The sequence below is a fragment of the Spirillospora sp. CA-128828 genome (assembly GCF_050945415.1).
GTDB lineage: Bacteria > Actinomycetota > Actinomycetes > Streptosporangiales > Streptosporangiaceae > Spirillospora.
In genome coordinates this window covers 6,651,835-6,678,218 of sequence record NZ_CP191986.1, presented here as the reverse complement: position 1 = coordinate 6,678,218, position 26,384 = coordinate 6,651,835, and the positions used below count along the sequence as shown (strand labels likewise).

At 72.7% G+C, this 26,384-nt stretch carries 25 protein-coding genes; 11 read left to right on the top strand and 14 right to left on the bottom strand.

The window, feature by feature from the left end:
- Positions 1-9 precede the first annotated feature (9 nt).
- Positions 10-915 carry a ferrochelatase gene (locus ACQPXG_RS32240; RefSeq protein WP_433462901.1) on the top strand — a complete coding sequence of 302 codons (906 nt, stop codon included), beginning with the start codon at positions 10-12 and terminating at the stop codon, positions 913-915.
- Positions 912-1,721, top strand: a complete 810-nt coding sequence (locus ACQPXG_RS32235) for an inositol monophosphatase family protein (RefSeq protein ID WP_433462900.1) — start codon at positions 912-914, stop codon at positions 1,719-1,721. Before ACQPXG_RS32240 ends, ACQPXG_RS32235 begins: the two co-directional genes overlap by 4 nt.
- Positions 1,722-1,794: 73 nt before the next feature.
- Here the strand turns inward: ACQPXG_RS32235 and ACQPXG_RS32230 are convergent, their stop codons facing one another.
- Complete coding sequence (locus ACQPXG_RS32230; protein WP_433462899.1) at positions 1,795-1,971, bottom strand: hypothetical protein; 177 nt, start codon at positions 1,969-1,971, stop codon at positions 1,795-1,797.
- Positions 1,972-2,190: 219 nt separating this feature from the next.
- On the opposite strand from ACQPXG_RS32230, the gene ACQPXG_RS32225 reads away from it, so the two are divergent.
- Together ACQPXG_RS32225 and ACQPXG_RS32220 are read left to right on the top strand one after the other, a co-directional pair.
- A complete protein-coding gene (locus tag ACQPXG_RS32225) occupies positions 2,191-2,844 on the top strand; it encodes a response regulator transcription factor (protein ID WP_024935038.1) in 654 nt (217 codons plus the stop codon).
- Positions 2,841-4,208 carry a sensor histidine kinase gene (locus ACQPXG_RS32220; RefSeq protein ID WP_433462898.1) on the top strand — a complete coding sequence of 456 codons (1,368 nt, stop codon included), beginning with the start codon at positions 2,841-2,843 and terminating at the stop codon, positions 4,206-4,208. Before ACQPXG_RS32225 ends, ACQPXG_RS32220 begins: the two co-directional genes overlap by 4 nt.
- A gap of 19 nt (positions 4,209-4,227) precedes the next feature.
- Here ACQPXG_RS32220 and ACQPXG_RS32215 read toward each other — a convergent pair whose 3' ends face one another.
- Both ACQPXG_RS32215 and ACQPXG_RS32210 read right to left on the bottom strand, forming a co-directional pair.
- Positions 4,228-7,032 carry an ABC transporter substrate-binding protein gene (locus tag ACQPXG_RS32215; protein ID WP_433462897.1) on the bottom strand — a complete coding sequence of 935 codons (2,805 nt, stop codon included), beginning with the start codon at positions 7,030-7,032 and terminating at the stop codon, positions 4,228-4,230.
- Entirely contained in the window at positions 7,029-8,693 is a 1,665-nt protein-coding gene (locus ACQPXG_RS32210; RefSeq protein ID WP_433462896.1) for a serine/threonine protein kinase, read from the bottom strand. Before ACQPXG_RS32210 ends, ACQPXG_RS32215 begins: the two co-directional genes overlap by 4 nt.
- Before the next feature lie 505 nt (positions 8,694-9,198).
- Between ACQPXG_RS32210 and ACQPXG_RS32205 the strand changes: the two genes are divergently transcribed.
- Both ACQPXG_RS32205 and ACQPXG_RS32200 read left to right on the top strand, forming a co-directional pair.
- Positions 9,199-9,495 carry a DUF4193 domain-containing protein gene (locus tag ACQPXG_RS32205; RefSeq protein ID WP_117404125.1) on the top strand — a complete coding sequence of 99 codons (297 nt, stop codon included), beginning with the start codon at positions 9,199-9,201 and terminating at the stop codon, positions 9,493-9,495.
- 17 nt (positions 9,496-9,512) lie between these two features.
- Positions 9,513-10,331: a hypothetical protein gene (locus ACQPXG_RS32200; protein WP_433462895.1), complete on the top strand. Its 819-nt coding sequence runs from the start codon at positions 9,513-9,515 to the stop codon at positions 10,329-10,331.
- An 18-nt stretch (positions 10,332-10,349) separates the two neighbouring features.
- On the opposite strand, the gene ACQPXG_RS32195 is transcribed toward ACQPXG_RS32200, so the two are convergent.
- On the bottom strand, positions 10,350-10,637 hold the full coding sequence (locus tag ACQPXG_RS32195; RefSeq protein WP_433462894.1) for a DUF4235 domain-containing protein: 288 nt from the start codon (positions 10,635-10,637) through the stop codon (positions 10,350-10,352).
- Positions 10,638-10,798: 161 nt separating this feature from the next.
- Between ACQPXG_RS32195 and valS the strand changes: the two genes are divergently transcribed.
- Together valS and ACQPXG_RS32185 are read left to right on the top strand one after the other, a co-directional pair.
- Positions 10,799-13,324: a valine--tRNA ligase gene (valS, locus tag ACQPXG_RS32190; protein ID WP_433462893.1), complete on the top strand. Its 2,526-nt coding sequence runs from the start codon at positions 10,799-10,801 to the stop codon at positions 13,322-13,324.
- An 86-nt stretch (positions 13,325-13,410) separates the two neighbouring features.
- Entirely contained in the window at positions 13,411-14,298 is an 888-nt protein-coding gene (locus tag ACQPXG_RS32185; protein WP_433462892.1) for a metal-dependent hydrolase, read from the top strand.
- Positions 14,299-14,303: 5 nt separating this feature from the next.
- On the opposite strand, the gene ACQPXG_RS32180 is transcribed toward ACQPXG_RS32185, so the two are convergent.
- The 9 genes from ACQPXG_RS32180 to ACQPXG_RS32140 all read right to left on the bottom strand — a co-directional run bounded on the left by ACQPXG_RS32180 (position 14,304) and on the right by ACQPXG_RS32140 (position 19,775).
- On the bottom strand, positions 14,304-15,587 hold the full coding sequence (locus ACQPXG_RS32180; protein WP_433462891.1) for a cytochrome P450: 1,284 nt from the start codon (positions 15,585-15,587) through the stop codon (positions 14,304-14,306).
- Positions 15,588-15,749: 162 nt separating this feature from the next.
- Positions 15,750-16,163 (bottom strand): type II toxin-antitoxin system VapC family toxin, encoded by a 414-nt coding sequence (locus ACQPXG_RS32175; protein ID WP_433462890.1) that lies wholly within the window; start codon positions 16,161-16,163, stop codon positions 15,750-15,752.
- Positions 16,160-16,414, bottom strand: a complete 255-nt coding sequence (locus ACQPXG_RS32170; protein WP_433462889.1) for a CopG family transcriptional regulator — start codon at positions 16,412-16,414, stop codon at positions 16,160-16,162. Before ACQPXG_RS32170 ends, ACQPXG_RS32175 begins: the two co-directional genes overlap by 4 nt.
- A 303-nt stretch (positions 16,415-16,717) precedes the next feature.
- Positions 16,718-17,272, bottom strand: coding sequence for a hypothetical protein (locus tag ACQPXG_RS32165; RefSeq protein WP_433462888.1), 555 nt, complete (start codon positions 17,270-17,272; stop codon positions 16,718-16,720).
- 18 nt (positions 17,273-17,290) lie between these two features.
- On the bottom strand, positions 17,291-17,458 hold the full coding sequence (locus ACQPXG_RS32160) for a hypothetical protein (protein ID WP_433462887.1): 168 nt from the start codon (positions 17,456-17,458) through the stop codon (positions 17,291-17,293).
- Positions 17,446-18,000 carry a hypothetical protein gene (locus tag ACQPXG_RS32155; protein WP_433462886.1) on the bottom strand — a complete coding sequence of 185 codons (555 nt, stop codon included), beginning with the start codon at positions 17,998-18,000 and terminating at the stop codon, positions 17,446-17,448. Before ACQPXG_RS32155 ends, ACQPXG_RS32160 begins: the two co-directional genes overlap by 13 nt.
- A 73-nt stretch (positions 18,001-18,073) precedes the next feature.
- Complete coding sequence (locus tag ACQPXG_RS32150) at positions 18,074-18,538, bottom strand: hypothetical protein (RefSeq protein WP_433462885.1); 465 nt, start codon at positions 18,536-18,538, stop codon at positions 18,074-18,076.
- Positions 18,535-19,080, bottom strand: a complete 546-nt coding sequence (locus ACQPXG_RS32145; RefSeq protein ID WP_433462884.1) for a MauE/DoxX family redox-associated membrane protein — start codon at positions 19,078-19,080, stop codon at positions 18,535-18,537. The genes ACQPXG_RS32150 and ACQPXG_RS32145 overlap by 4 nt, the downstream gene beginning before the upstream one ends.
- A complete protein-coding gene (locus tag ACQPXG_RS32140) occupies positions 19,077-19,775 on the bottom strand; it encodes a hypothetical protein (protein WP_433462883.1) in 699 nt (232 codons plus the stop codon). Before ACQPXG_RS32140 ends, ACQPXG_RS32145 begins: the two co-directional genes overlap by 4 nt.
- 235 nt (positions 19,776-20,010) lie before the next feature.
- On the opposite strand from ACQPXG_RS32140, the gene dut reads away from it, so the two are divergent.
- Both dut and ACQPXG_RS32130 read left to right on the top strand, forming a co-directional pair.
- Positions 20,011-20,502 (top strand): dUTP diphosphatase, encoded by a 492-nt coding sequence (gene dut / locus ACQPXG_RS32135; RefSeq protein ID WP_433462882.1) that lies wholly within the window; start codon positions 20,011-20,013, stop codon positions 20,500-20,502.
- A 3-nt stretch (positions 20,503-20,505) separates the two neighbouring features.
- The gene (locus ACQPXG_RS32130; protein WP_433462881.1) at positions 20,506-21,318 is read left to right on the top strand and encodes a DUF3710 domain-containing protein; all 813 of its coding nucleotides are present in this window, start codon (positions 20,506-20,508) and stop codon (positions 21,316-21,318) included.
- A 279-nt stretch (positions 21,319-21,597) separates the two neighbouring features.
- Here the strand turns inward: ACQPXG_RS32130 and ACQPXG_RS32125 are convergent, their stop codons facing one another.
- Positions 21,598-22,317, bottom strand: a complete 720-nt coding sequence (locus ACQPXG_RS32125) for a PIG-L deacetylase family protein (RefSeq protein ID WP_433462880.1) — start codon at positions 22,315-22,317, stop codon at positions 21,598-21,600.
- A gap of 50 nt (positions 22,318-22,367) precedes the next feature.
- Between ACQPXG_RS32125 and ACQPXG_RS32120 the strand changes: the two genes are divergently transcribed.
- On the top strand, positions 22,368-26,381 hold the full coding sequence (locus tag ACQPXG_RS32120; protein ID WP_433462879.1) for a HEAT repeat domain-containing protein: 4,014 nt from the start codon (positions 22,368-22,370) through the stop codon (positions 26,379-26,381).
- Positions 26,382-26,384 lie beyond the last annotated feature (3 nt).

Genomic DNA, 26,384 nt, shown 5'->3' with positions numbered 1-26,384 from the left:
GATGGGGGCATGACGTCCTACGACGCGTTGCTTCTGCTGTCCTTCGGGGGGCCGGAGGGGCCCGAGGACGTGATCCCGTTCCTGGAGAACGTCACCCGTGGCCGGAACATCCCCAGGGAACGCCTGGAGAAGGTCGGGGAGCACTACCACCTCTTCGGCGGGGTCAGTCCGATCAACCGGCTGTGCCGGGACCTCAAGTCCGCGATCGAATCCGACTTCGCGTCCCACGGCGTGGACCTGCCCGTGTACTGGGGCAACCGGAACTGGACCCCGTACCTCGCCGACACCGTCCGGCAGATGAAGGAGGACGGGATCCGGCGCGCGGCCGCGTTCGTCACGTCGGCCTACAGCGGCTACTCCACGAACGACCAGTACCTCAACGACATCGCGCGTGCGCGTGAAGAGGTCCCGGGCGCTCCCGAGATCGACAAGCTGCCCGTCTACTGTGACCGGCCCGGCTTCGTCGACCCGTTCGTGGACGCGGCGAAGGACGCGCTGAGCCGCCTCCCGGACGGCGCGCGGCTGGTCTTCACCGCGCACAGCGTGCCGCTGTCCCAGCCCAACCGCGACCTGTACGTCGCAGAGCTGGAGAAGGCCGCTGAGACGGTCGCGCGGAAGGCCTCCGGCGAGGCGTGGGATCTCGTCTACCAGAGCCGGAGCGGACCTCCGAGCCAACCGTGGCTGGAGCCGCAGATCACCGACCACCTGGAGAAACTGCACGGCGAAGGCGTACGCGCCGTCGCGGTCGTGCCGATCGGCTTCGTCTCCGACCACATGGAGGTCAAGTACGACCTCGACGTCGAGGCCGCGGGACGGGCGGCCGAACTCGGGCTCGCGTTCGCGCGGGCCGCCACGCCCGGAACCGACCCGCGCTTCGCCGCGCTGCCCCGCCACCTTCTGGAAGAGAGTTCATGAGTCTGGCCGAGGAACTGCTGGAACTGGCCGCGGCGACCGTCCGCGAGGCCGGCCGGATGCTGATCGACGAGCGCCCGGCGGACGGCCCGGACGTCGTCCAGACCAAGTCGTCCCCGACCGATGTCGTCACCCAGATGGACCGGGCCGCCGAGCAGCTGATCATCGAGCGGATCCGGGCGGTCCGCCCCGACGACGGCTTCCTCGGCGAGGAGGGCGGCACCCGGGCCGGGGGCAGCGGCGTCCGCTGGGTGGTCGACCCGATCGACGGGACCGTGAACTACCTCTACGACCTGCCCGACTGGGCGGTCAGCATCGCCGCCGAGGTGGACGGCGAGGTCGTCGCCGGCGCCATCGGGATACCGCGCCGCGGCGAGTCGTACACGGCGGTGCGCGGCGGCGGCGCCTTCCAGCACACCGCGTCCGGCAAGCGCCGGCTACGCGTGAACGAGCACGTGCCGCTCGGCAGGGCGCTCGTGTCCACCGGGTTCGGCTACGCGGCGGGACGGCGGGCCCGGCAGGCGGAGGTCCTCACCGGGGTGCTGCCGAACATCCGCGACATCAGGCGGGGCGGCTCCTGCTGCGTGGACCTGTGCTCCCTCGCGGCCGGACGGGCGGACGCCTACTACGAGCGCGGCGTCCAGGCGTGGGACATCGCCGCCGGAGGGCTGATCGTCCAGGAGGCGGGCGGGCGCATCGAGGGCCTGCACGGGACGGCCCCGGGCCCGGAGCTGACCATCGCCGCCGGACCGGGCACCTTCGAGGCCCTGCACGACCTCCTGGCACCCCTGGACCCGGCCAGAGACTGAAATGAGACGGGGAGCCCGGGACGGGAGTGGTCCCGGGCTCCCCGTTTCGGGTCGCGCCACGCGGTAAGGCGGGTCAGTCGCAGCGGGGTGCTTCGACGCCGATGTCGTTGTTCGCTGCGATCCGGCGCAGATCGTTGATCTCCTCCTGGCGAATGTCCGCCAGGTAGCTGTCGCCGTCTGCGTGGGCGCTCCGCAGCGACGCGTACGCGTCGTCGAGCCGCTGCTGGATCATGCGTGACAACTCGCCCATAGGCCTCCTCCCGGATCCTGCCCAGGCCTACCCAGACCTAGGCTGGAGATAAACCTGTCCACCGATGCAATTTTCGCGGATTCTTGCGTCCGTGAGGTACCGGTCAGGCGTACAACGAGCGGAACAGCTGCTTACGGGCGTCTTACGGCTCCCATGGCATATGTGAAGCGGGCATGTCGGAAGCCCGGGGCGGCGTGCCCCGGCGAGGAGGGGGACCCTGTGCGTGTTCTAGTCGTCGAGGACGAGCGTGTGCTCGCCGACGCGATCGCCACCGGCCTGCGCAGGGAGACGCTGGCCGTGGACGTGGCCTACGACGGCGCGGGCGCGCTGGAGCGGGCCGGCGTCAACGAGTACGACGTGATCGTGCTCGACCGGGATCTGCCCAAGGTCCACGGCGACGACGTCTGCAAGCAGCTCGTCGCCCAGCGCTACCCGGCGCGGATCATCATGCTGACGGCGGCGGGCGAGCTGGACGACCGGGTCGAGGGCCTGTCCATCGGCGCCGACGACTACCTGGCCAAGCCGTTCGCGTTCGCCGAGCTGATCGCCCGGGTGCGGGCCCTCGGCCGGCGCGCCGCCGCGCCGCTGCCGCCCGTCCTGGAGCGCGCCGGGATCACCCTCGACCCGGCCCGCCGCGAGGTCGCCCGGGACGGCCGCCCGGTCGAGCTGACCCGCAAGGAGTTCGCGGTGCTGGAGGTGCTGCTCAGCGCGGACGGAGCCGTCGTCAGCTCCGAGCACCTCCTGGAGAAGGCATGGGACGAGCACATCGACCCGTTCACCAACGTCGTCCGGGTCACGATGATGACGCTGCGCAAGAAGCTCGGCGACCCCCCGGTGATCGAGACCGTGCCCGGAGTGGGATACCGCCTGTGACCGAGGAATCCGTACCCCAGAACCGCCCGGACGGGCCGGACGCGAACGCGGCCGCGCCGGGACCGGGAACTGGCGACGCCGGCGCCACGGGCGAGAACGGCGTCCAGGCGACCCAGCCGACGGCCCTCCCCGGCGACGGCGCGAGCAACGGCGCGAGCAACGGCGACACGGGCGGGGCCCGGCGGAGCGGCCGGTGGCGGCGCCCCGGCCCGCAGCAGGTCCCGCAGCCGTACCCGGCCGCGACGGGCATGTGGCGCGGGACGATGCCCGGCCGGATGAGCGTCCGGCTGCGCCTCACCCTCCTGTACGGGCTGCTGTTCTTCATGGCCGGCGCACTCCTGCTGTTCGTGATGTCGGTGCTGGTGGCCAACATCCTCGGCAACGTCAAGGTGATCGGCTTCGGCATCTCCGACTCGGAGGCGGCCGAGCTGCAGCGCCAGTTCGTCGAGCAGACGATGAAGCAGCTGGTCGGGCGGTCGCTGCTCGCGCTCGGCGGGGTGGGGGTCATCACCCTGGTGCTCGGCTGGTTCGTCGCCGACCGCGCGCTCGGCCCGCTGCAGCGGGTCACCACCACCGCGCGCCGGCTGTCGGAGAGCACGCTGCACGAGCGGATCGCGCTGGAGGGCCCGGACGACGAGATCAAGGAGCTGGCCGACACCTTCGACGCGATGCTGGAGCGGCTCGGGCAGGCGTTCGACTCGCAGCGCCGGTTCGTCGCGAACGCCTCGCACGAGCTGCGCACCCCGCTCGCGATCAACCGGACGCTGCTGGAGGTGGCGCTCGGCGACCCCGAGGTGTCGGACGACCTGCGCGCCGTCGGCCGGACGCTGCTGGCGACCAACGCCCGGCACGAGCGGCTCATCGAGGGGCTCCTGCTGCTGGCCCGCAGCGAGCGGGAACTGACCACCCGCACGCCGGTCGACGTGGCCGAGGTGGCGGCGGCGGTGCTGGAGCAGTCCGCCCGCCGCGACCACGACAACGACGTGGTCGTCCACCCGGAGCTGACTCCGGGGGCGGCGCTCGGCGACCCGGTCCTGCTGGAGCACCTGGTCTCCAACCTCGTCGAGAACTCGATCAAGCACAACGCCGAGGACGGCGGCGAACTGTGGATCCGCACCGGCATGCTGGAGGGCTACGCCACCGTCCAGGTCGAGAACACCGGCCCCGTCGTGCCCGCCTACGAGGTGGAGCGGCTGTTCGAGCCGTTCCGGCGGCTGAACGCCGACCGGGTCGAGTCGTCCAAGGGCGCGGGCCTCGGCCTGTCGATCGTCCGCTCGGTGGTGCTCGCGCACCGCGGCGCCGTGTACGCGGCGCCGCGCCCGGGCGGCGGCCTGATCGTCACGGTCCGGCTCCCGCCGGGCTGACCGGCCGCGACCGCCGCCCCTACCTGAGTGCGGCGGTCGCCACGGTCGGGTCGCCGTCGTAGTCCATCCCCAGCCCGGTGTACCTGCCGGGCCGGGCGGCGGCGACACGGCCGTCGTTCAGGAGCGGGATGACGGCCAGGTCGCCCAGCGCCAGCTTCTCGGCCTGCTGGAACGCGACGGTGCGGCCGTCGGACGACGTGTTCTTGAGGGCGCTGGAGATCAGCCCGTCGAAACTGGCGTTCTTCCACTTGCCCAGGTTGTAGAAGGAGTCCGTGCTGCTCGTCGAGTCCCCGCCCAAGAGCGGCCACAGCATCGTGTAGGCGCCCGGGTAGTCGGGGCCGTAGGGGAGGAAGGCAAGCCCGGATGCGTCGCCGGAGGTGACCTCGTCGCGGTACTTCGTGAAGTCGGCGATCGGATACGCCTTCATCTCGACCTGCAGACCGAGCACCGACTTCAGCTGTGCGCCGACGACCTCGGCGAGGCGCTGGTCGACGGGCGACTGCCGGTAGTAGATCCGGATCGTCGTGCCGGACTTGAGCCGGGCCTGCGTGGCGAGCGTTTTCGCCTTGTCCGGATCCGTCTTGTCGCAGGACGGACACGGCCCGGGCTTGCCGAACCCGGGGATCGACACCGGGACGATCCCGTGCGCCGGCTTGGAGAAGCCGCCGAGCCTCGCGCTGAGCTGGGCACGGTCGATGGCGTAGGAGACGGCCTCCCGCGCCTCCCGCGACTTCATCGGGCCCCTGGCCGTGATCGGGACGATCATCCTGGTGAACGGCACGGGACCGGAGACGAGACCGGTCCTCGAAGTCGAGGCCAGCTGCTCGGTGCCCACCGTGTACCAGTCCACCTCGCCGGCCGTGTAGGCGGCGCGCCCCTTGGCGTCGTCGCTGCTGAGCATGACGGTGACGCCGTCCAGCCTGGCCTTGCCGAACGCCCAGGAGTCGTTGCGGGCGAGCGAGACCGACGCGTCCCTGCGGTAGTCCTTCAGCGTGAAGGGCCCGTTGCCGATGGGACGGGCGTTGAACGTCGCGTTGTCCGCCCTGCCCGCCTCCTGCGGTACGGGCATGAACACCGGCTCCGACAGCCGCGCCCCGAAGTCGCAGTTGGGTTCGGTCAGGCCGACCTCGAAGGCGGTGCCCGACACGACCTTGACCCCGGCCAGATTCCCCGTCCCGCCGTCGGCCACCGAGGAGTACCCCTCGATGTCGTTCATCAGGTAGGACCCGGGGCCGTCCTTCGCCGCCGCGCTGCGCCCCCAGCCGCGGGCGAACGCCTGCGCGTCGACGGGCTCACCGTTGCTGAAGGCCGTCCCGCCCTTGATCGTGATGGTCCAGCGCCGGCATTCCGCGTCCGGCTTGATCCCCGTGGCGAGGCGGTTGCGCGCGGCGCCGCCGGGGCCGACCTCGGTGAGGCCGGTGAACAGCTGCTTGGTGAGGAACCGCTCGGTGCCGCCGTAGGCGTGCGACGGGTCGATCTCGCCGTCCGTGGTGGTCGGTGCGGACATCGCCATCGGCAGCGTCCCGCCGATCCGCCCGCGCGTGGCGGTCGTGTCCCCTTCGCCGTCCCCGCGGAACTGGACCCAGGCCAGAGCGGCGGCGAGCGTCAGCACGGCCAGCCCGGCGCCGCCCACGCTCGCGAGCACCCCGATGCCGCGCCCACCGCCCTTGCCTCCGGTCCCGCCCGGGTGGGTGAGGCCGCCGCCCGGACCGGACGGCCAGGTGGATCCGCCGTTTCCGTTGTGCGGCGGGACGGGAGGAGACCACGCCGCCCCGGGCGGCATCCCGGGAGCGTTTCCGCCCGGAGGCGGAGGCCCTGGGACCGGAACACCGGGCACGGGCCCGCCGGGCACGGGACCGCCGGGCATCGGCGGCGGCGTGTTCGGCCCGGGCGGAAACGGCGAGGGCGCCCCCAGGGCGCGCAGCCGCGCGGACTCCATGGCCGCCGTCTGGGCGCCCTGCGTCAGCATCACGGCGGCCTCGCCGTCCTCCGGGGCGCCCGGTTGCGGCAGGCTCCCCGCCAGCTCCAGCAGGTACGCGAGGACCTGCTGGGACGCGGGACGCAGCGCCGGGTCCTTGCTGAGGCAGTTCGCCACGATCCCGCGCAGCGGCTCGGGAAGGGCGCCGAGATCCGGCGCCATGTTGAGGATGCGGTGCATGACCGCGGGGATCGAGTCCTGCCCGAACGCCGGGCGCGCGGTGGCCGCGTACACCATCGTCGCGCCCCAGGAGAACACGTCCGCCGCCGGCCCGACCCGCGACCCGGAGATCTGCTCGGGCGCCATGTAGGCGGGCGTGCCGACGGCCGTGCTCGACATCGTCCCGGTCGCGTCCAGCGCCCGGGCGATGCCGAAGTCGATCACCCGCGGGCCGTCCGGCGCGAGCAGCACGTTGGCGGGCTTGAAGTCGCGGTGCACGACCCCCGCCTGGTGGATCGCGGCGAGCGCCGTCATCGTGCCGATCGCCAGCCGGTCCAGGTCGGCGCCCCGCCGCGGGCCCTCCGCGGACAGCACCTGCGACAGCGGAGGGCCGTCGATGTACTCGCTGACGATGTACGGGCGGTCGCCCTCGACGTCGGAGTCCAGGACGCGGGCCGTGCAGAACGCCGACACGCGCTTGGCGACGTCGACCTCGGCCGCGAACCGGGACCTGGCCTTCGGGTCGCCGCTGAAGCGCGCGTGCAGCAGCTTCACGGCGACCCGGTGGCCCGGCTCGTCCTCCCCGAGGTAGACGGCACCCTGACCGCCCTCCCCGAGGAGGCCGGTCAGCCGGTAAGCGCCCAGCCGGGACGGGTCGCCCTCACGGAGAGGGGCGACGTCCGTCATGACTTGGACACGGTCCCGTACGCCGTCGGGGTCGGGTCGGACTGGACGGTGCGCCACTCCCACCGCATCGAGACGCCGGACGAGGGGATGAACGTCACGTAGCCGGCCGCGCACTCCTTCGGGTCCATGCCCGCGAAGGGGGTCTCCCGGTACTCGACCTTCGAGCTGCTCTCGTCACCGGAGATCAGCGAGAGCCGCGTGTAGCACGTCGACTGGGATCCGGACGGGTAGGTGTAGGTCGCGACGCCGCTCGAGTACAGCAGGGAGAACTTGGCGTTGAACGAGTTGTGGCCGGCGTCGGCGCCCGGCTGGTTCCCGGTGCCCGTGAAGTTCCCGAGCAGCCCGCCGGTCGTCGACGTTGTCGGCGTATCGCTCGGCGTGTAGGTGTTCGGCGGGGTGTAGGGAGGCGTCGGCGGGTCGTCGTCGCTGTTGGCGCCGATGATGGCGAGCACGACGACCACCAGGATCACGATCAGTGCCAGCGCGCCGCAGCCGATCGCGATGATCGGCCCGGCGGAGCTGGACCGCTTCGGCGGCCCGTAGCCCGGCCCCGGCGGGACCGGCTGCTGCATCGGCGCCCGCGGCTGCATCTGCGGCGGGGGCGGCATCGCCGCGCCCTGGTACATCGGCATCGGCGGCGGCGTGATCGGCTGCGGCGGCGGCGTGGCCGGGCCCATCCCGCCCTGGTGCAGCGGCATGGGCGGCGGGGTGACCGGCTGCTGCTGCGGCTGGGGCCGCGGCGCCGGCGGCACCGGGGGCGGCGGCGGAAGCTGCGAGGCGATCCGGGTGCCCTGGTTGAGCAGTTCCTCCTGGCCGCCGCCCTGGCCGGCCGGCGCGGCGCCGACGTGGCCGAGGAGGTTCAGCAGCAGCTGCGGGGCCGGCGGGCGCAGGCCCGCGTCCTTGGACAGGCAGCGTCCGACCAGGTCGCGCAGCGGCCCCGCGGGCAGCGCGGACAGGTCGGGCTCCTCGTTGAGGATCCGGTTGATGATGACCGGCAGCGTGTCGGCTTCGAACGGCGACTGCCCGGTGGCGGCGAACACCATGGTCGCGCCCCAGGCGAAGATGTCCACGGCCGGCGTCAGCGGCGCGCCGGTGAGCTGCTCGGGCGCCAGATAGCCGGGCGTGCCCACCACCATGCCGGTGGCGGTGACGGCGCTCTCCTGCGAGTTGACCGTCCGGGCGATGCCGAAGTCGACGACGCGCGGGCCGTCCGAGGCCAGCATGACGTTGTTCGGCTTGAAGTCGCGGTGCACGATGCCGGCCTCGTGGATGGCCGCGAGCGCGGTCACCGTGCCGATCGCGAGCCGTTCCAGCTCGGCGGCGCCGCGCGGCCCGTCGTGCGCGACCACGTCGTGCAGCGAAGGCCCGTCGATGAACTCGCTGACGACGTAGGGCTGGTCGCCCTGGACGTCGGCCTCCAGCACCCGGGCCGTGCAGAAGGGCTCGACCTTCTGCGCCGCCGCCACCTCGCGGGTGAACCGGGCACGCGCGGCCGGATCGTTGGCCATCTGCGCGTGCAGCAGCTTGACCGCGACGTACTCTCCTCCGGGCGCTTTGCCCAGGAAGACGGCGCCCTGACCGCCGGCCCCCAGCCGTCCGATGACCTCGTACTGTCCGAGTGCCCTAGGATCGCCCGGCTCCAGCGGAGCGGCATCCGGCATCTGACCCTCCAGTGACCCGCAGTGATGTCTGCGACATTGTGCGCGGGACCCGCCCCGGGGGCCTCGTGCCGGCGATCGCCGGCCTGCCCCCGCAGGGGACCCGCCCCCCAACCTCAGGCGGGCACGATATCGCGTTAGTTCAGACGTTTCACCGAAGCGTCTGGTTCGGTGTCCCGGTAGCCGGATCAGGCCGTCCCGCCGCGCCGGGCCGGTCGGCGCGCGGAACGCCCCCGGGACCGATATGATCCCCGCCGCCGCTGGATCCCCGGCAGGCGTCCCGGCCCCCGGACCAGGGCCGTGACATCCGCCGGGTATGTGACGGAAGACACAATACGAGGAAAGATCCGGGTGATGGGTGTCACTCGTGGGAACGGTCGCGCCTCGTGTGTCGCAGGTCACCAACCGTGACAGAATTTCCCGCCCGGATCGGGCACAAGAACGGTCCCCCGAGCGTTAGATCCGCGCGACGGGGCGCATAAAGCACTGAGGGGGATGGAGATAGAAGATGGCGACCGACTACGACAGCCCACGCAAGACAGACGACGACCTGAGCGAGGACAGCCTCCAGGAGCTCCAGGCCCGGCGCGCCGACAAGGCCGCCAGCATCATCGACGAGGACCTGGACGCCGGTGAGGTCGCCGAGCTGCCCGGCGCCGACCTGTCGAACGAGGAGCTCACCTTCCGGGTGGTTCCGCGGCAGGCCGACGAGTTCACCTGCACGCGCTGCTTCCTGGTGCACCACCGCAGCCAGCTGGCCACCGAGAAGAACGGCCAGCCGGTCTGCCGCGAGTGCGCCGCCTGACCGGGAGTGGCCGCGGGGTGACGGGAGATCTGGAGAAACGTGATGACGAGGTGGAGTCGGCGCGTGGCGACGGCTCCACAGAGCTCGGTGAGCTGATCGGCCGGCTCACCGCCGACGAGGACATGGACCGCGAGACCCGCGGCCGCCTGCTCGGGCGACTGGCCAGACTGCTCGGCCAGAGCGCCCGCAGAGTGGGCGCCGCGGGTGTCGGGCGCGGCAGGTGGCTCGCCGACCTGCTCGTGGAGGCCGCCCCGCACATACCGATCCGCGACCTGGAGACCCTGCAGGCGCACCATCACGGGCTGATGGGCGAGGAGCTCGCCGACCGGATCGTCAAGGTGGCCGGCAACGGCACCACCGCCGTCGGCGCGGCCGGCGGCGCGCTCGCCGCGGTGGAGTTCGCGGCGCCGCCGCTCCTGCTCTCGGCGCCCGCCCAGCTCGCCGCCGAGACGCTCGTCGTCGCGGCCATCGAGGTCAAGATGATCGCCGAGCTGCACGAGGCGTACGGCGTGCGCGTCCAGGGCAACGGCACCGCCCGCGGTGCCGCGTTCGTGACGTCCTGGGCCCGGCAGCGCGGCGTCAACCCCCTGGAGACCGGCTCCCTCACCAGCGCTCTCGGGACGGCCGCCAAGTCCGCCCTGCGCAAGCGCATGCTCCGCACCTTCGGCCGCACCCTCGGCACCATGGGCCCCTTCCTCACCGGCGCCGCCGCGGGCGCGGCGCTCAACCGCTCCGCGACCCGGGTCCTGGCGACGAAGGTCCGCAACGACCTGCGTGAGGCCGCCGGCATCTCGCCGCGGCTTCCCGGCGACGACACCCGCGGCCTCACGTCCTAGCCGAAGCCGGAACCGGGGTCAGACGTCGGCCTTGAGGTGGGACGGCAGCTCTCCGGTGCCCTTGGCCCACTGGCGGGCGGCGGCGCGGGTGGCGAGCAGGCGCGCGATCTCCATGCCGACGCCCATCACCACGGCCCACCCGAGCGCCTCCGTCAGCGCGACGTCCGGGGACTCGGGATTCGTCGGCGGCTCCTTGCCGGTGCTCTTCTTCCAGGCCAGCGTGATCACTTTCTTCGCGACGAAGCCGCCCGCGAATGCCGCCGCGCCGGCCATCACCCGCCAGCCGATGTCGCCCTTGTCCGCCATATTCGTCCTCCACTCGTCCTGTCGTCTCCGACGCTACCGGAACGGCCCGCCCCCGGCGGCGGAGGCGATCGCCGCGTCACCGTCCTCCAGCCCCCACCCGCAACCCCACCCGCCGCCGTTAATCGGCATGCGTGCTGGGTGGATGTCAATACGATTGGTTCATGACCGAGCAGCCGCGTATCCCGAACGTCCCTCCGAAGCCCTCCCTGGACGGCCTGGAGGACAAATGGGTACGCGTCTGGGAGGACAAGGGCGTCTACCGCTTCGACCGGACGCGGCCGCGCGCCGAGGTCTACTCGATCGACACCCCGCCGCCCACCGTGAGCGGGTCCCTCCACGTCGGCCACGTCTTCTCCTACACCCACACCGACACCGTCGCGCGGTTCCACCGCATGCGCGGTCGGGCGGTCTTCTACCCGATGGGCTGGGACGATAACGGGCTGCCCACCGAGCGCCGGGTGCAGAACCATTTCGGAGTCCGCTGCGACCCGTCCCTTCCGTACGACCCGGACTATGAGCCGCCCGCCGAGCCGGACCCGAAACGGCAGCTCCCGGTGTCCCGGCGCAACTTCATCGAACTGTGCGAACGGCTCACGGAGGTCGATGAGAAGGCGTTCGAGGAAATGTGGCGCCAGGTCGGCCTGTCGGTCGACTGGAACCACCTCTACACGACCATCGGGGACGTCTCCAGGGCGGCGTCCCAGCGCGCTTTCCTGCGGAACCTGGCCCGGGGCGAGGCGTACGTCTCCGAGGCGCCGACCCTGTGGGACGTCACGTTCCGCACCGCCGTCGCGCAGGCCGAACTGGAGGACCGCGATCATTCCGGCGCGTTCTACCGGATCCGTTTCCACGGCGACGAGCGTCCCGTCTACATCGAGACGACGCGGCCCGAACTGCTGCCGGCGTGCGTCGCGCTCGTCGCGCATCCCGACGACGAGCGGTACCGGGAGCTGGTCGGGACGACCGTCCGCACGCCGCTCTTCGGCGTGGACGTCCCGGTCGTCGCGCACCGGCTGGCCGAGCCCGACAAGGGCTCCGGCATCGCGATGATCTGCACGTTCGGCGACATCACGGACGTCACGTGGTGGCGGGAGCTGAACCTGCCCACCCGCGCGATCATCGACTGGGACGGCCGGCTCGCCGCCGACCCGCCGCAGGGCGTCCCCGCGCAGCCCTACGGCGAGCTGGCCGGCAAGACGGTCTTCTCCGCCAAGGAGCGCGTGGTCGAGTTGCTGCGCGAGTCCGGCGACCTGGACGGCGAGCCCCGCAAGATCAGCCGGCCGGTGAAGTTCTACGAGAAGGGCAACAAGCCCCTGGAGATCGTCACGACCCGGCAGTGGTACATCCGCAACGGCGGCCGTGACGAGGGCGTCCGCGCGGAGCTCCTCGCCCGCGGGCGCGAACTGGCGTGGCACCCCGGCTACATGCGGGCCCGCTACGAGAACTGGGTCGAAGGTCTGAACGGCGACTGGCTGATCTCGCGGCAGCGGTTCTTCGGCGTGCCGATCCCGGTCTGGTACCGGTTGGACGACTCCGGGGAGCCGGTGTACGGCGAGCCGATCGTCCCGTCCGAGGACGCGCTGCCGGTCGACCCTTCGTCCGACGTCCCGCCGGGCTTCACCGAGGACCAGCGCGGCAGGCCGGGCGGCTTCGCCGGGGACCCCGACGTGATGGACACCTGGGCGACGTCGTCGCTGACCCCGCAGATCGCGGGCGGCTGGGAGCACGACACCGACCTGTTCGGCCGGGTCTTCCCCTACGACCTGCGTCCCCAGGCGCACGACATCATCCGGACGTGGCTGTTCTCCACGGTCGTCCGCTCGCATCTCGAGCACGGCTCCCTGCCGTGGAAGGGCACCGCGCTCTCCGGATGGATCCTCGACCCGGACCGCAAGAAGATGTCGAAGTCGAAGGGGAACGTCGTCACGCCGATCGACCTGCTGCGCGAGTACGGCTCCGACGCGGTCCGCTACTGGTCGGCGAGCGGGCGTCCCGGCACCGACACGGCGTTCGACACAGGCCAGATCAAGGTCGGCCGCCGCCTCGCGATCAAGATCCTCAACGCCTCGAAGTTCGTGCTCGGCCTGGGTGAGGTGGCCGCTGACGCCGCGGTCTCGGAGCCGCTGGACCGGGCGATGCTGGCGGCACTGTCCGGTGTCGTCGACGAGGCGACGGAGGCCTTCGAGGGTTACGACTACGCGCGCGCTCTGGAACGCACAGAGCGGTTCTTCTGGGAGTTCTGCGACGACTACCTGGAACTGGTCAAGGCGCGCGCTTACGGAGACGGCCCGGAGGCGCAGTCCGCGCGGGCGGCGCTGCGCACGGCGCTGTCGGTCCTGCTGCGGCTGTTCGCGCCCGTCCTGCCGTTCGTGACCGAGGAGGTCTGGTCGTGGTGGCGGCGCGGGTCGGTGCACGCGGCGGCCTGGCCGTCCACCGCCGAGCTGCCGCGGGGCGGCGACCCGGCCGTCCTCACGGCGACGGGCGAGGCGCTCCGGCAGGTCCGCAAGGCCAAGTCGGAGGCGAAGGCGTCGATGCGCGCCGACGTGTCCCGCGCGGTCGTCCGCGGCGCCGAGGTCATGCGGATCGCGCGGCCGGACCTGGCCGCGGCCGGGCGGATCGCCGAGCTCACCCTGGAGGACGCGCCCGCCGACCTGACGGTCGACGTCGTCCTCGCCCCCGCGACGTAGATCACGCCCGGCGGGCCCGGATCGCTCTTGACCCGGGCCTCGCCCGTTCAGCATATTGGATCGCAAGTCCAATTGTAGGGGCGGACATGAGCGAGATCGACGAGCGGCACCCCGTCATCACCCCCCGGCGGGTGAAGTTCGACTGGGCGGACACGCCGCTGCACTGGATCCCGGACGAGCCGGTCGCCACGCACTTCATCAACGTGCTGCACCTCCTGCTGCCCGCCGGCGAACGGTGGTTCGTGCACGTCTACAAGCAGGCGCTCCCTCTCGTCGAGGACGACGAGCGCCTGTACCAGGAGGTCAAGGGCTTCATGGGCCAGGAGGCCGTGCACGCCTACTCCCACCAGGGCGTTCTCGACCGGCAGATGCGCGCGCAGGGCCTCGACCCGCGCCCGCTCACCGACCGGATCGAGTGGCTCTTCAAGCGGATTCTCGGCGACCGGCCCCCGCTGCCGCTGATCTCCCGCAGGCACTGGCTGCTCGTCAGGATCGGCACCATCGCCGGGATCGAGCACTACACGGCGGTGCTCGGCCAGTGGATCCTGGACGCCCACACGCTGGACGACGCCGGCGCCGACCCGACGATGATGGACCTGCTCCGCTGGCACGGCGCCGAGGAGGTCGAGCACCGCTCCGTCGCGTTCGACGTGTACGAGCACGTGTCAGGGCTGTACTGGAGGCGGTTCATCGCGTTCTTCGTCGGCGTCCTCGCGCTGCCGCTGACGGTGTACGTCGGGGCGGCGTTCCTGTGCCGGGCCGACCCGACGCTGCACGGCGTCCGCCCGCGCGTCCGCGACTACCGGCGGGCCGTGCGGCGCGGGCTGTTCCCGGGCAACCGCTTCATGCTGGCCGCCGCCCGCGCGTACCTGCGGCGCGACTACCACCCGTCCCGCGAGTGCTCGACCCAGCGCGCCCTCGACTACCTGGCCGTGTCGCCGGCCGCACGGGCCGCCGGACACCGGGCGTCCTGAGCCGCTCAGAGCGCGCAGGGCAGGTGCTTGATGCCGTTGATGAAGTTCGAATAGAGCATCTGCGGCTCGCCGCTCGCCCGGATGTCCGGGACGCGGGTGAACAGCTCCCGGAACATCACCGTGATCTCCTGCCGGGCCAGGTTCGCGCCGAGGCAGAAGTGCGGGCCCGGCCCGCCGAACCCGACGTGCGGGTTGGGGGAGCGGGTGATGTCGAAGACGTCCGGGTCCTCGAACACCTCCGCGTCGCGGTTGGCGGAGTTGTAGAACAGCAGGACCTTGTCGCCCGCCTTGTACTCCTGGCCGTTCATCTCGTGGTCGCGGGTCACCGTCCGGCGGAACTGGATGACCGGCGTCGCCATCCGGACGATCTCCTCCACCGCGCCCGGGATGCGCGCGTCGAAGTCCTCCATCAGCAGCGCCCGCTGCTCCGGGTTGTCGGTGAACAGCTTCAGCCCGTGCGTCATGGCGTTGCGGGTCGTCTCGTTGCCGGCGACGACGAGCAGGATGAAGAACGAGCCGATCTCCTGGTCGGTCAGCGACTCCCCGTCCACGTTGGCGGAGACGAGCCTCGAAACGAGGTCGTCGCCGGGATGACGGCGCCGCCTGCGGGCCAGCTTCATCGCCAGATGGTTCAGTTCGTACCCGGCCGTCATCGCCTTGAGCAGGCCGTACAGGACACCGATCCGGGTGATGCCGTCGCGGTTGAAGTCCTTGCCGCCGGTGTACTCGGGGTCGCCGAGCCCCAGGATGATGTTCGTCCGGTCGTACACCATCGGGCGGACCCGCTCGGGGATGCCCATCATGTCGCAGATGACCTGGACGGGGAGCCGGGCCGCGACGTCGGTGACGAAGTCGGCCGCGCCCCTGCGCTGCAGGTCGTCGACGATCCGCGTGGCGGTCGTCTGCAGGTCGGCGTCCAGCTTGGCGAGGACGCGCGGGGTGAACGCCCGCGACACGATCCGGCGGATCTTGGCGTGCCGCGGGTCGTCCATGTTGATCATCGAGCCGAAGTAGCGGGCCATGTACCGGGGCAGGTCGGCGATGCTGTTGGAGCAGGGCTCGCTGCTGAAGACCTCCGGCGTCCGGCTGGCCTCCACGACGTCCGCGTGCCGGGCGAGCGCGTAGTAGCCGGGCCCCGTCCTGATGAACGGCAGCTTCAGCTCCGGGAAGAACGCCGGGGTCTCGCGCTCCCGGAGCCGTGCGAACGCCTCCAGCCGCCGGGTCTGGGGGAGGGACCAGAAGGCGAGGTCCGACAGGTCGTCTTCGGCGGTCGCCCGTACCGTCGTCACCGCACACCGTCCTCACGATTCTGAACGCCGTTCGGTTTCTATCGAACCGACCCTTCCGGACATTCGTCAAGGGCGATCAGGCCCCCGCCACGATCCTCCGGTGCAGCACGGCCCGCTCCACGGCCGTCCACGCCCCCGACGCCAGCAGGTACAACCCTCCGCCTAGATCTTGACCACAGCCACCCGCCCACCGCACAAAGCCCGAATGTCCTGCGGGTCGGAGGTGAGCACCATGACCGGTGGTGAAGCCGCCAGCGCGGTCGCGGACAGCATCGCGTCGACCGCGTACTTGTGGCCGTGTAGACGAGCTTCCTTGAGCAGGGTGGCCGCCTGTTGGGCGACCGATTCGGTCACAGGCTCAACGGTCACTCGAGAAAGGGTCCACTGAAGAGCAGCCCACTTGATCCCAGGGTGGGCCACCTCGACCAGAGTGGCCGCACTCGTGATGACGCGCTTGTCTCTGAGGCGCGCAGCGGCCAGCCACTCGGCCATGTTGGGATCACGGAGAGCGGCTTTAGCAAGCCCCTCACAGTCGAGTACCAAAGTCCCGTTCGGGAGGACGGGTGAACGAGTCACGCCACTTGCCCAGGGTGAGTGGATTCGACTTCATCGAAGATGGCCAGCTTGGCCTCGACCCCGGCCGGGTCGACCGGTCCGTTCTCTGCTTCGCATGCTGCGATCAACTCGCCGAGCTTGTCGCGTTCGATCTGGCGTGCGACCGCGGCCGTGACGTATGAGGACAAACCCGAGGGGCCGCTCCTGGCCTTCGCCTCCTCGGCGATATCGCGCGGCATGGTCACCGAGTATTTCTGGGTGGGCTCGCTCATGCGATAAATGCTACCTCGCATGCTACCGATCGTCCTCTTGCCGGACGGATCTACTGCCTCCGGGTCGCGCTGCGGAGGAATGCCGCGCGCAGCCCCGCACGGCCGCCGGCGCCAGCAGCTTCGCGACGGTCAGCGAGCCGACCGCCATCAGCAGCGATTGTCACGATGCGGGCCCCACTCATTCGGCCACGGCGAAGCACCGCAACAGCGCGGCGACCACCAGCGACCAGATGACGGGCCCTCCTTCACGACGAACTCTCCCACAACCGACGCCGAGGGCGTCCGACCGGTTCCGCGTGCACGTCACAAGAGCAGGAGGGCGAGGGCGAGAAGGGACGCTGCCGCCGTGGTGGTCTTCATGTGGGGAATGCGGAGGGCCACTGCGGCGTCTCGGTGGTCGTCTCGGGCCAGGTAGGTGAGGGCGGCGCTCAGGGCGCGGCCGAGACCGAAGGCGGTGCCGGCAAGGAGGGTGACCGGCAGGTCCTCGTGGACGAGGAGCAGGGCCAGGGCCAGGACGTAGGGGGCGGTGGCGGAGACGTAGGTCCGGACGCCGGTGCCCAGTTCGAACCCGAACTGCAGGGTGCCCCGGCGCAGGTGGGTTTGCAGGACCTCCTGGGGGATCTGGCGGGCGTTCTGGGGGAGGGGCAGGCGGATCAGGCCGAACTCGCGAGCGGCGCCCAGGGCGGCGACGGCCAGGATCGCGGCCGTGCGTGCGGGCGAGGGCAGCGGGGCGGAGAGGCCCGAGAGCAGCCAGACGACCGTCGCGCTGAGCGTGCCCCCGAGCAGGAGCCCGAGGGTGAAGACGGCCAGGACCTCGCCCTGCCGTATCGGAGCCCGCCAACCTGGCGAGAACAGCACGGATTCGCTGTTGCGCGTTCAAACGCTGCCCGACAGCGAGAAACCGGCGAGCGCGCCGATCGACGACCAGCACAGGACGGTGGCGTCCAGGGCGGCCGACGCGACCGCGAGAAGTGCGAGGGCGGCCACGGGGATGAGCGGATCGGTCGCGCCCCGCCGCAAGCGCCCGGCGGTCAGTTCTTGCACGCCATCGCTTTACGGCAGATGGTCTTGTACCAGTTGCCCGCCTTGGACTTCTTCCACCCGTCGTGGCAGCGCCAGGTGACGCCCTTCTTGCAACTGCCGCAACTCTTGGCGTAGGCCCAGATCCAGCCGTCGTATCCGCCGCCGTAGCACTGGTTGGGACGCAGCTTGTAGCGCCCCGGGTCCGACACGCCGGACTTGTGGAATCCCTTGTACTTTCCGCTCGTCCGGCAGCACACGCTGCACACCAGGCTCGGCCCGCAGCCGGGAGAGCAGTTGTGGTTAGCCGCGTACGACGGGCAGCGCGGATAGATGTCGTAGTAGCCGACGAGCTGGAATCCGGACGCGAGCGCCTCCCGCGCGGGCGGGAAGACGCCGAGGGCCTTCAGCCCCGCGGTGGCGCCGGCCGCGGCGAGGCCGGTGAGGACGCTGCGCCGCACCGGGCGGAACCTCGGCTCGTCCGCGGGGGCGGGACGCCGCCGGGCGCGCTCTGCGCCGGCCGGGCGGGGCCCGCGCAGCGGAGGGACGTCTTCGAGCTCGGTCATCGGGCCCTGCCCTTCTGGGGGGCGCCCCCCAGACCCCCGGGCCGGAGGCCCGACGATCCTCGCTTCGCTGCGGTCATCGGGCCGCCTCCAGGGTGAGTTCGCGGAGGGCTTCGGGGGAGCCGACGGGTTCGGTGGCCCGCACCCGCCCGTCGGCGCCGACGAGCACGGCGAACGGGGTGGCGGGGACGCGATAGTCGGCGAACAGGCCGTCCTGCTCGCCGCCCAGCACGGTCATGCCGGGACGGGACGCGTCGCCGGGCGGCGGGCCCGCGAAGATCGCGTGCAGCGGCCCGTCCAGCGAACCGGCGGCGGCCAGCACGTCGGCGCAGACGCCGCAGTCGCGGTCCAGGAAGAGCAGCAGGCCCGGCCCGAGCCGGTCGAACGCGGGCGCCCGGGCGCCCGGCGCGAGGCCGAGGCCGGCGGGCGGGGACGCTCCACGGCCGAGCGCGTGGACCTGCCGGACGAGGCCGGCGACGACCAGAGCGAGCAGCAGGATCGCCGCCCACGACAGCAGCAGCGCGCTGTTCTGGAAGCTCATCCGGCCGTCCTCCTCTTATGGGTCATGCTTTCCCGTGCCAGGGCGTGCGGGAGCGTCCAGAGGATCGCCGCGAACCCCAGCCCCGCCACCACGGCGGTGAACAACTCGTATGCGCTCGAACCAGTAGGAAGGCCGTGGAGGGCGCCGACCACGGCGAGCCCGGAGAAGGCGGCGGCCCGCCCCGCGACCCAGCCGGTCATCGGAGTGCCCGCGCCCGCGCAGCCGCAGGGGGCACCGCGCCGAGTGCGGGACACATACGCGCCGTAGAGCGCGTACAGCGCGAGCAGCACGGCGGCCGCACCGCTGGTCACGCGCATGGGGCCGTCCAGCCAGAGCAGCAGCGCCGCCGCGCCGGCGAGGCCCGCCACCGCCTCCGAGGCGATCACGGCCGCCGCCACCGCGCCGGCGAAGGGGGCCGGGAACACGCGCTGCGCCCGCAGCGCCCCGGCCACCGCCGACGGCCGCCTGACCTGCCCGAACAGCGACGTCAGCAGCACGAGCGGGACCGCGACCGCCGCGATCCCGGCGAGCAGCCCGATCAATGGATCGCCTCCACCGTCAGCCCGCCGAGCCGCCGCGGGACGTCCCGTGCCCGATCTTCTTCGGGCAGGACGGTGACCAGCAGCGACTTCAGCGCGAGCAGGAAGTACGGGCCCTGGCCCTCCACCGTGTCCTGGAACAGCTCGCCGCCCGCGACCGAGGCGCCGCGCCACGGCGGCAGCCGCTTGCGCGTGCCCGTCGTCAGCGGAGTGATCTCCAGGAGGCCGAGCCCGGGGATCTCCTTGACCAGCTCGGCGGGTTCGGGACGCCGCGCGCGGCCACGCGGGACGGCGGTGATCCCGTCGCCGTGCTCGGTCAGCCGCACCTTGTCGAAGAACGCCACCGCGTCCGCCGGGCGCCCGTGGTAGAGGTGCGTGAACACCGCGTGGCGGCGTCCCTCCCACACGGCTCCGAGCACCGGGTCGCTCAGCCCGGTCTCGGCGTCCCGCGTCGCCGTCCGGCCGACCCGCAGCCGCCCGCCCTGGATGCGGAACTCCTGCTCGAAGGGGCCGAGACCGATGTCGTCGGCCCAGCCCAGCGCGTCCTCGCGGGTGCCGCTGGAGATCTCGTGCAGCCGTCCGCCGTCGGCGATCCGCGCCACCGAGGTGCACGGACGGCCGAGATCGTGGGCGCCGGCGAGCCGGACCCGGACGCCGTCCAGTGACCGGTGCGTGACCTCGCGCTCGGGTGTGGCCATGTCGTCCCCTTCCTGCGGGACGCAACTCCCACAGAAGCACCGCGGGTAACAGAAGCGACGCTACGCGTAATCCGTCGGTTCAGGAGCAAACCTTCCGGAAGTGGTCACCCCCGGGAACGGGTAGGGTCAACTGCCGGACTCGCGCGGCGGCGGCGGCGTTTCGGCGGCCGCCGGACACTGTGACCTGGGTAGGGTCGTGTGGTTTTCCGGCAGGTACGCGCGTGAGGTGGAGCCCGTGAGCAAGGTCGATGTGCTGATCCAGCGGCTGGATCCGGAGCTGCCCCTGCCGCGGTACGCCCATGCGGGCGACGCGGGCGCCGATCTGGTCACGGCCGTGGACGTCGAGCTGCCGCCGGGGGAGCGCGCCGTCGTTCCCACCGGGGTGGCGATCGCGCTGCCTGACGGCTACGCGGCTTTCATTCACCCGAGGTCCGGATTGGGCGCTAGGTTGGGAGTGACCATAGTCAATGCACCCGGTACGGTCGATGCCGGCTATCGGGGTGAGATCAAGGTGACCCTGCTGAACACCGACCCCCGCGCCACGGTGACGCTGCGGCGCGGAGACCGCATTGCGCAGATGGTCGTGCAGCGGGTGGAGCAGGCGGTGTTCCACGAGGTCACCGGCCTTCCCGGATCGGCCCGCGGGACGAACGGCCTCGGTTCCACCGGCGGATTCGGTCCGGCGCCTGGTTTCGGGAACAATGAGCACAGTCGAGAAGGAGTGTGAGTCGTGGCTTTTGGACGTCGCCGGCAGGCCGAGGAGCCCGCGAAGGGCGCCGAGGTGACCGAGGAGCCGGCGGAGACCGCCGAGGAGGCTCCCGCCGAGGCGGAGTCGGCCACGGGCGGCCCGTGGGATTCCGCGGACTCTTTCCCCGAGATGCAGCGGCTTGATTTCGGGTGCATCCGGGTGCCGGTCGCCCCGGGGCTGGGCTTCCAGGTGAACCTGGAGCCGACCCAGGTGGACGACGACGGCAACCCGCTGGACGCGCGACCCGTCGCCGTGCTGGTGCAGTACGAGGAGAGCGCCATGCAGCTCCAGGCGTTCGCCGCGCCGAAGCGCAGCGGCATCTGGGACGACGTGCGCCGTGAGACCGCCAAGGACATCCAGGAGGAGGCGCAGGGCCAGACGCAGGAGGGCGAGGGCCCGTTCGGCCCCGAACTTCTGGCGATGGTCCCCGCGGCGCTGACCGAGGAGGTCCTCGCGGAGATGCCGCCGGAGGTCCGCGAGCAGATCCCGGAGGAGTTCGTCGAGCAGGGCTGGGCACCGCAGATCATCCGGTTCCTCGGTGTGGACGGCCCCCGCTGGTTCCTGCAGGCCGTGGTGCAGGGCGCCGCGATCGAGGACGAGGAGCAGTGGCAGGTCCTGGAGGACGTGCTGCGCGGCGTGGTCGTGCACCGCGGCGACGCGCCGATGCCGCCGCGCGACCTGCTGGAACTGCAGATCCCCAAGGAGTTCAGCGAGGCCGGCGAGGAGGAGGAAGAGGAGGCCGTGCAGACCTTCGCCCCCTTCGAACGCGGCCCCGAGATCACCGAGGTCCGCTGACCCGTCGACTGAGCGCCAGCGAAGGAGCGGGTCAGCGGGTCTTTCCGGGGGGCTGGGGGGTCGTCCCCCCAGATGGACGCTGACCCCGGACCGTCACCCGCCCGCCCGCGCGCCCTTTTCGGACGTGCGGGCGGGCGGGTTTTCGCTGTCTGCGGGCGCACGAACCCTTGCCTCGGACGCCCCGCGGGTGGTCAATCGGGGCATGTCGAAGAAGACGCGCAAACGCCGGGCCCGCAAGCGGAGCAAGCACAACAAGGGCAAGCGGCCCAACGCCCGCCGCTAGCCGCCGATCATCTCGAACGTCATCGCGTGCTCGACGCCGGCGGCGCGCCCGCCCGTCTCGGCCATCCCGGTGAGGAACGCCGCCGCGTCGAACCCTTCGCCCAGGTTCGAGAAGTACACGCGGTGCGCGAGCAGCGAGTCGATGCCCGCCTGCAGGTGACCGCCGACGTCCACGTGGTGGGTGGCCTGCGGTGATCCGCCGAACAGCGCGAACCGGACGCCCTGCCACGGCTCGAGGTCGAGGTCGCGGAACACCCACCGGTTCGCGGCGTCCCGGATCGCGTCCGCGACCGCGAGGCCGAGCACCCGGTGGTCGGCCATGTTGAACCCGCCGCCGGGGAAGGTCTCCCGGAAGTTCACCGACAGCACCACCTCGGGCCGGTGCCACCGGATCGCGGCGGCGAGGGCGCTCCGCAGCGGCAGGCCGTACTCCAGCATGCCGTCCGGCATGTCGAGGAACTCGACGGTATCGACGCCGACGATCCGTGCCGCCTCGATCTGTTCCGCGCTGCGGATCCGGCGCACCTCGTCCGGGTCCATCGAGTCGATCCCGGCCTCGCCGCGGGTGGCGAGCACCTCCGTCACCGTCTTGCCCTGGCTCGTCCACTTGGCGACCGCCGTCGACGTCCCGTACTCCAGGTCGTCGGGGTGCGCCACGATCGCGAGCGCCCGGTCCCAGTCCTCGGGCACCGCCGGCATGTTCGGATTCGCGTCCATGCCGCCATCCTCGCCGATCGGCACGGCCGCCGCGGCCCTATCATCGCGGCATGATCGACGAGCCGCCGGTTCCCGCGCGGATCGTCCGGCTGACGGCGAGGATCGCCGACGATCCCCGGGTGCTGCGGGACGAGCCGGGCGGTGAGCCGCTCTACCAGGCCGTGCACGGACTCGACGTCCTCGACCTGGAGGAGCCGGAGACACTCGCCCGCGAACTGGCGGAACGCGACGATTCCGCGCTCCGGGCCGAGGCGGTGCGGATCACCCGGGCGGCCCTCCACGCGGGGGTCCTGGCACCGGCCCGTGCGCGGGCGCTTCTCAGCGGGCCGCTCGCCGACGTCCCCGGCGCTCTGCGCGAACTCGCCGAGCCGTGGGCCGCCCTCGATCCGCTGCCGCACGACCGGGTCCGCCGGCTGCTCGGATCCGGGGCGGCGGACGCGGCGGTCGAGGTCGCCGCCCGGCACGGTCACCGGGACCTGCTGCTCGGCGTCGCGGCCGATCCGGACCGGCCTCCGCGGCTGCGGCGGCGCGCCCTGGAACTGCTCGGCGACGTGGCGGCCCGCGAGGACGTCGGCGATGTCGTGGCCGTCGCCGCCTCGGACCCGCTGCTGCTCGGGCGGCCCGCCTTCGGCTGCCTCGGCGGCCTGCACCGGCGCGGCCACTTTCCGGACGAGCGGCACGTTCCGGACATCGTGCGCCTGGCGCTGGCCGACCACGGCGTTCCCGCCGAGGACGTGGCCGTGCTCCTCTACACCCGGCGGCACGAGACGCTCCGGGAACTGATGGCGGCGGACTCCGGCACCGCCCGGCGGCTCGAACTACTGGTCGCGCTCGACGCGCAGGGCGGTTCCGGGCTGGACGCGGGTGCCGCGGTCTGCGATGCGGCGCGGGCCGCCGCCGATCCGGTCCCGTATCTGAGGGCGATCCGCGAACTCCGCCACGAGGCGGGCGAGGAGACCGTCATCGGCCTTGTGGAGCGCGCGCCCCGGGCCGCCCTGGACGCGCTCGAAGCCGTCGGCGGGGACCGTGCGGTGGCCGTCCTGCGGGAGGGGCTCGGGCTGGACGGCGGGGAGATCGCCCCGCGCCTGCGCCCGTTCGCGCACCGGGCCCTGGAACTGCTCTGGCACCTCGGCGGCGACCCCGCGGTGCGGCACTCCATCCTGGACCGGCTCGACCCGCGTGATCTGCCCCGGCGGATCGCCGCCGACCTCGGCGGCCCGGATCCGCGGGAACTCGCCCTGCTCCGCGCGCACCTGGACCCGGACGAGCCGGCCGAGTCGCTGTGCAGGCTGGCCCGCAACGGCGACGCCGCCGCGCTGCCCGCCGTCGCCGACCTGCTGCTCCGGGTGGTGTCCGACCTTGCCGGCGCCCCGGATGAGGGCGCGCGGCCGTCCGTTCCCGAGGAGGTGGAGACGGCCCTCCGGGGACTCGGCGGCCGGCTCTTCCGCCGCGGCGCGATCCGGCCGCGCTGCCTGCTGGACGCGGCCGGCGCGGCCGAGGCCGGGCCCGTCCTCGTCGCGGACATGGCCCTGGACCTCCTGGAACGTCCGGGGCTCGGGGCGCGCGAATCGGCGATCCTGCTGGACCTGGTCCGCCGGAATCCGCACCGCCGGGCCAGGGCGCGCGTTCACCCGCTCCTGCGGCACCGGGACCGGCATGTCCGCGGCGGTGCGATCGCGGTGATCGCCGGGGACGCCGGCGACGCGCGGGCGCTGTCGGCGAGCCTGATCCCGCTGACCGCGGCGGGCGACGCGCAGACCGTCCGGCAGGCGCTGCTCGCCCTCGCGGAGGCCGGGGCGGACGGGGCGGCGCCCGCGATCGCAGGCCGTCTCGACCACCCGAACATGAACGTCAAGAAGACGGCGGCGGGCGCGCTCGCCCGGGCCGGCGGGCCGGCCGCGGTCCCGAGGCTGCTGTTCTGGCTCGGCCATCACGACAACCCGGGGTTCCGGGAGGAGTTGACGGCGGCGTTGCGGGCGATCCTCGGCGGCGCGTTCGCCGCCACCGTCCTCGCGGCGGCGGAGCGCGCCACGGAGGACCGTTCCCGGTCCCTGCTGCTGGAGAGCCTCACCGGCCTGCTCGACGGACGGGCGGCCGCCGCCCTGGCCCGCGACGGCATCGTGGTCGAGCCCGCGGAGCGTGCGGCGGACGCGCTGCTCCTCGCCGGTGGCTGGAACGCCGAAACAGCGCGCCGCGTCCTGGCCGATCATGACGAACGGGGACGCCCCGGATCGGCGGTCGGCCTGGGACCGCGGTCCCTCCTGCCCCACTGGCTCGACCTGGCCGGTTCGGACAACCGGGCGTTGCGGCTGGTCGTCGATCTCTGCCCGCCGACCTGGGCGGACGTCGAACTGGAGATCTTCGCGCGGTCGGCGGAGACGCTGGCCGGCGGGCTCGCGGTCGTCGGACGACACCGGCGGAACCGCCTGCTGGCACTGCTGGGGGAGGCCGTCCCGCGACTGGAGCCGGCGGGCCGATCACGGGTCGCCGCGCGGGTACGCGGGCTGGATCTGGGCGCGGCGCGGCTCGTCGTCCTGCGGCTGTGCGGGGCCGTCCCAGAACGGGACGACCTCGATCAGGCGCTCGCCGCGGCCGGCCGGGGCCCGGCACCGGCGGACGAGGAGCGGGCCGTCCTGCGCGAGGCGTTCGGCCGGCCACCGGTGGAGGACCCGGCGCCCCTCCGGGAGTCCCTCCTGCGGGTCGTCCATGATCCCGAAGCTCTGCGCGCGTGGTGCGCCCGCACGGACGTGACCTCGCGGGCGCGGCTCGACGCGATGATCGACGCCTTCCCGGAGGTGCCGTCCCCCGTACGCGGGGCCCTGCTCGACCGGATGCTCGAAACGCAGCCGCTCGGTGCCCCGCCGTGGACCCTCGCCGAAGCCTCCCGGCCCGCGCCGCAAGCCCGGATCCCGCGGCCGGACGATCTCGACCAGCCGCGCTCCAAGGCACAACGGCGCCGCCTTCTGGCGATGCTGGACGGAGAGCCGGCGGACCGCCGCGAGAAGGCCGCGCGCATTCTGCTCGGCTGGCCGGAGCCGGCGACCCGGGCCGCGGTCCTGCGCGCCTACCTGCAGGGCCGCGTCGAGGCCGGGCCGGGCGACGCCCCGGCGCTCGCCGGGGCGCTGGCGGACCAGGCCGGCACCGACCCGCCCTGGGCGGATGAACCGGGCGAGCGCTTCGCCCGCCTGGCCGCCCACATCGAGCCGGACGGGCTGGATCGGCTCGTCCCCGCCCTCGTCTCCTGCTGGGAGCACGGGAGCGTCGTGGCGCGGGAGGCCGCCGCCCGGGCGCTGCGCCGGGCGCCCGCCGACCTGGTGGGCGAGGCCGTCGCGGACCGGCTCGCCGGCGGCGCGTGGGGATTCCTCGACCTGCTCGCGGGACGGCCGTTGCTGCGCACGTCCGCTCTGGAGGCAATGGTCCGGACCCTCCACGACGAGGGACGCGCCGACCTGGCGGAAAGGCTCCATCTGGTCGACGGCCCGCTCCGGGACCCCCGCACGGCCGCACGCGCCGACGAGGCCGCCCTGCGGTCGCTCCGCGAACGCGACCCCGCCGCCGCCCGGGAGCCGTCGCGGGACGAGTTGTTCGAGCGGGCCCGCACCGGGGGCCCGAAGGAGATCCGGCGGGCGCTCACCAGGCTGGCCGAACGGCACGAGGAGGGGGCGTCCGGCCGCGACCCGGAACTGGAGGCGCTCATCGACGCGCTCGTCGGGCATCGTGAGACGGGGATCAGGCTCCTCGCCCACCGCGTCTCGCGGCGGGTCCTGGACCGGACCGCCTACCTGGAGCAGACCACGCGGCTCCTGTCCGACCGGGAGCCCGGCGTCGTGCGCTCGGCGATCAGGACGGTGAGCCACGCGCGCTGGGAGCCCGCGATCCCGCGGCTCGTCGAGCTGCTCGGCCACCCGCGCGCGCCCGTCCGGGAGGCCGCCGTGGACGGGCTGGTCCTCTTCGGCGGCGCGGCGGTCTCCGCGTTGCGGCACGCCGAGGGACGGGCCCGCCCGGACCGGCGCCCCCGCTACGCTTCCGTGCTCCAGCGGATCGGCCCGCCCGCCCAGAGGTAGCCC

Bases quoted from the DNA above. Each gene is read 5' to 3' on its own strand.
- ACQPXG_RS32240 (WP_433462901.1), top strand. From the start codon at position 10: ATGACGTCCTACGACGCGTTGCTTCTGCTGTCCTTCGGGGGGCCGGAG.
- ACQPXG_RS32235 (WP_433462900.1), top strand. From the start codon at position 912: ATGAGTCTGGCCGAGGAACTGCTGGAACTGGCCGCGGCGACCGTCCGC.
- ACQPXG_RS32230 (WP_433462899.1), bottom strand. From the start codon at position 1,971: ATGGGCGAGTTGTCACGCATGATCCAGCAGCGGCTCGACGACGCGTAC.
- ACQPXG_RS32215 (WP_433462897.1), bottom strand. From the start codon at position 7,032: ATGACGGACGTCGCCCCTCTCCGTGAGGGCGACCCGTCCCGGCTGGGC.
- ACQPXG_RS32210 (WP_433462896.1), bottom strand. From the start codon at position 8,693: ATGCCGGATGCCGCTCCGCTGGAGCCGGGCGATCCTAGGGCACTCGGA.
- ACQPXG_RS32205 (WP_117404125.1), top strand. From the start codon at position 9,199: ATGGCGACCGACTACGACAGCCCACGCAAGACAGACGACGACCTGAGC.
- ACQPXG_RS32195 (WP_433462894.1), bottom strand. From the start codon at position 10,637: ATGGCGGACAAGGGCGACATCGGCTGGCGGGTGATGGCCGGCGCGGCG.
- valS (WP_433462893.1), top strand. From the start codon at position 10,799: ATGACCGAGCAGCCGCGTATCCCGAACGTCCCTCCGAAGCCCTCCCTG.
- ACQPXG_RS32185 (WP_433462892.1), top strand. From the start codon at position 13,411: ATGAGCGAGATCGACGAGCGGCACCCCGTCATCACCCCCCGGCGGGTG.
- ACQPXG_RS32170 (WP_433462889.1), bottom strand. From the start codon at position 16,414: ATGAGCGAGCCCACCCAGAAATACTCGGTGACCATGCCGCGCGATATC.
- ACQPXG_RS32155 (WP_433462886.1), bottom strand. From the start codon at position 18,000: ATGACCGAGCTCGAAGACGTCCCTCCGCTGCGCGGGCCCCGCCCGGCC.
- ACQPXG_RS32150 (WP_433462885.1), bottom strand. From the start codon at position 18,538: ATGAGCTTCCAGAACAGCGCGCTGCTGCTGTCGTGGGCGGCGATCCTG.
- ACQPXG_RS32140 (WP_433462883.1), bottom strand. From the start codon at position 19,775: ATGGCCACACCCGAGCGCGAGGTCACGCACCGGTCACTGGACGGCGTC.
- ACQPXG_RS32125 (WP_433462880.1), bottom strand. From the start codon at position 22,317: ATGGACGCGAATCCGAACATGCCGGCGGTGCCCGAGGACTGGGACCGG.
- ACQPXG_RS32120 (WP_433462879.1), top strand. From the start codon at position 22,368: ATGATCGACGAGCCGCCGGTTCCCGCGCGGATCGTCCGGCTGACGGCG.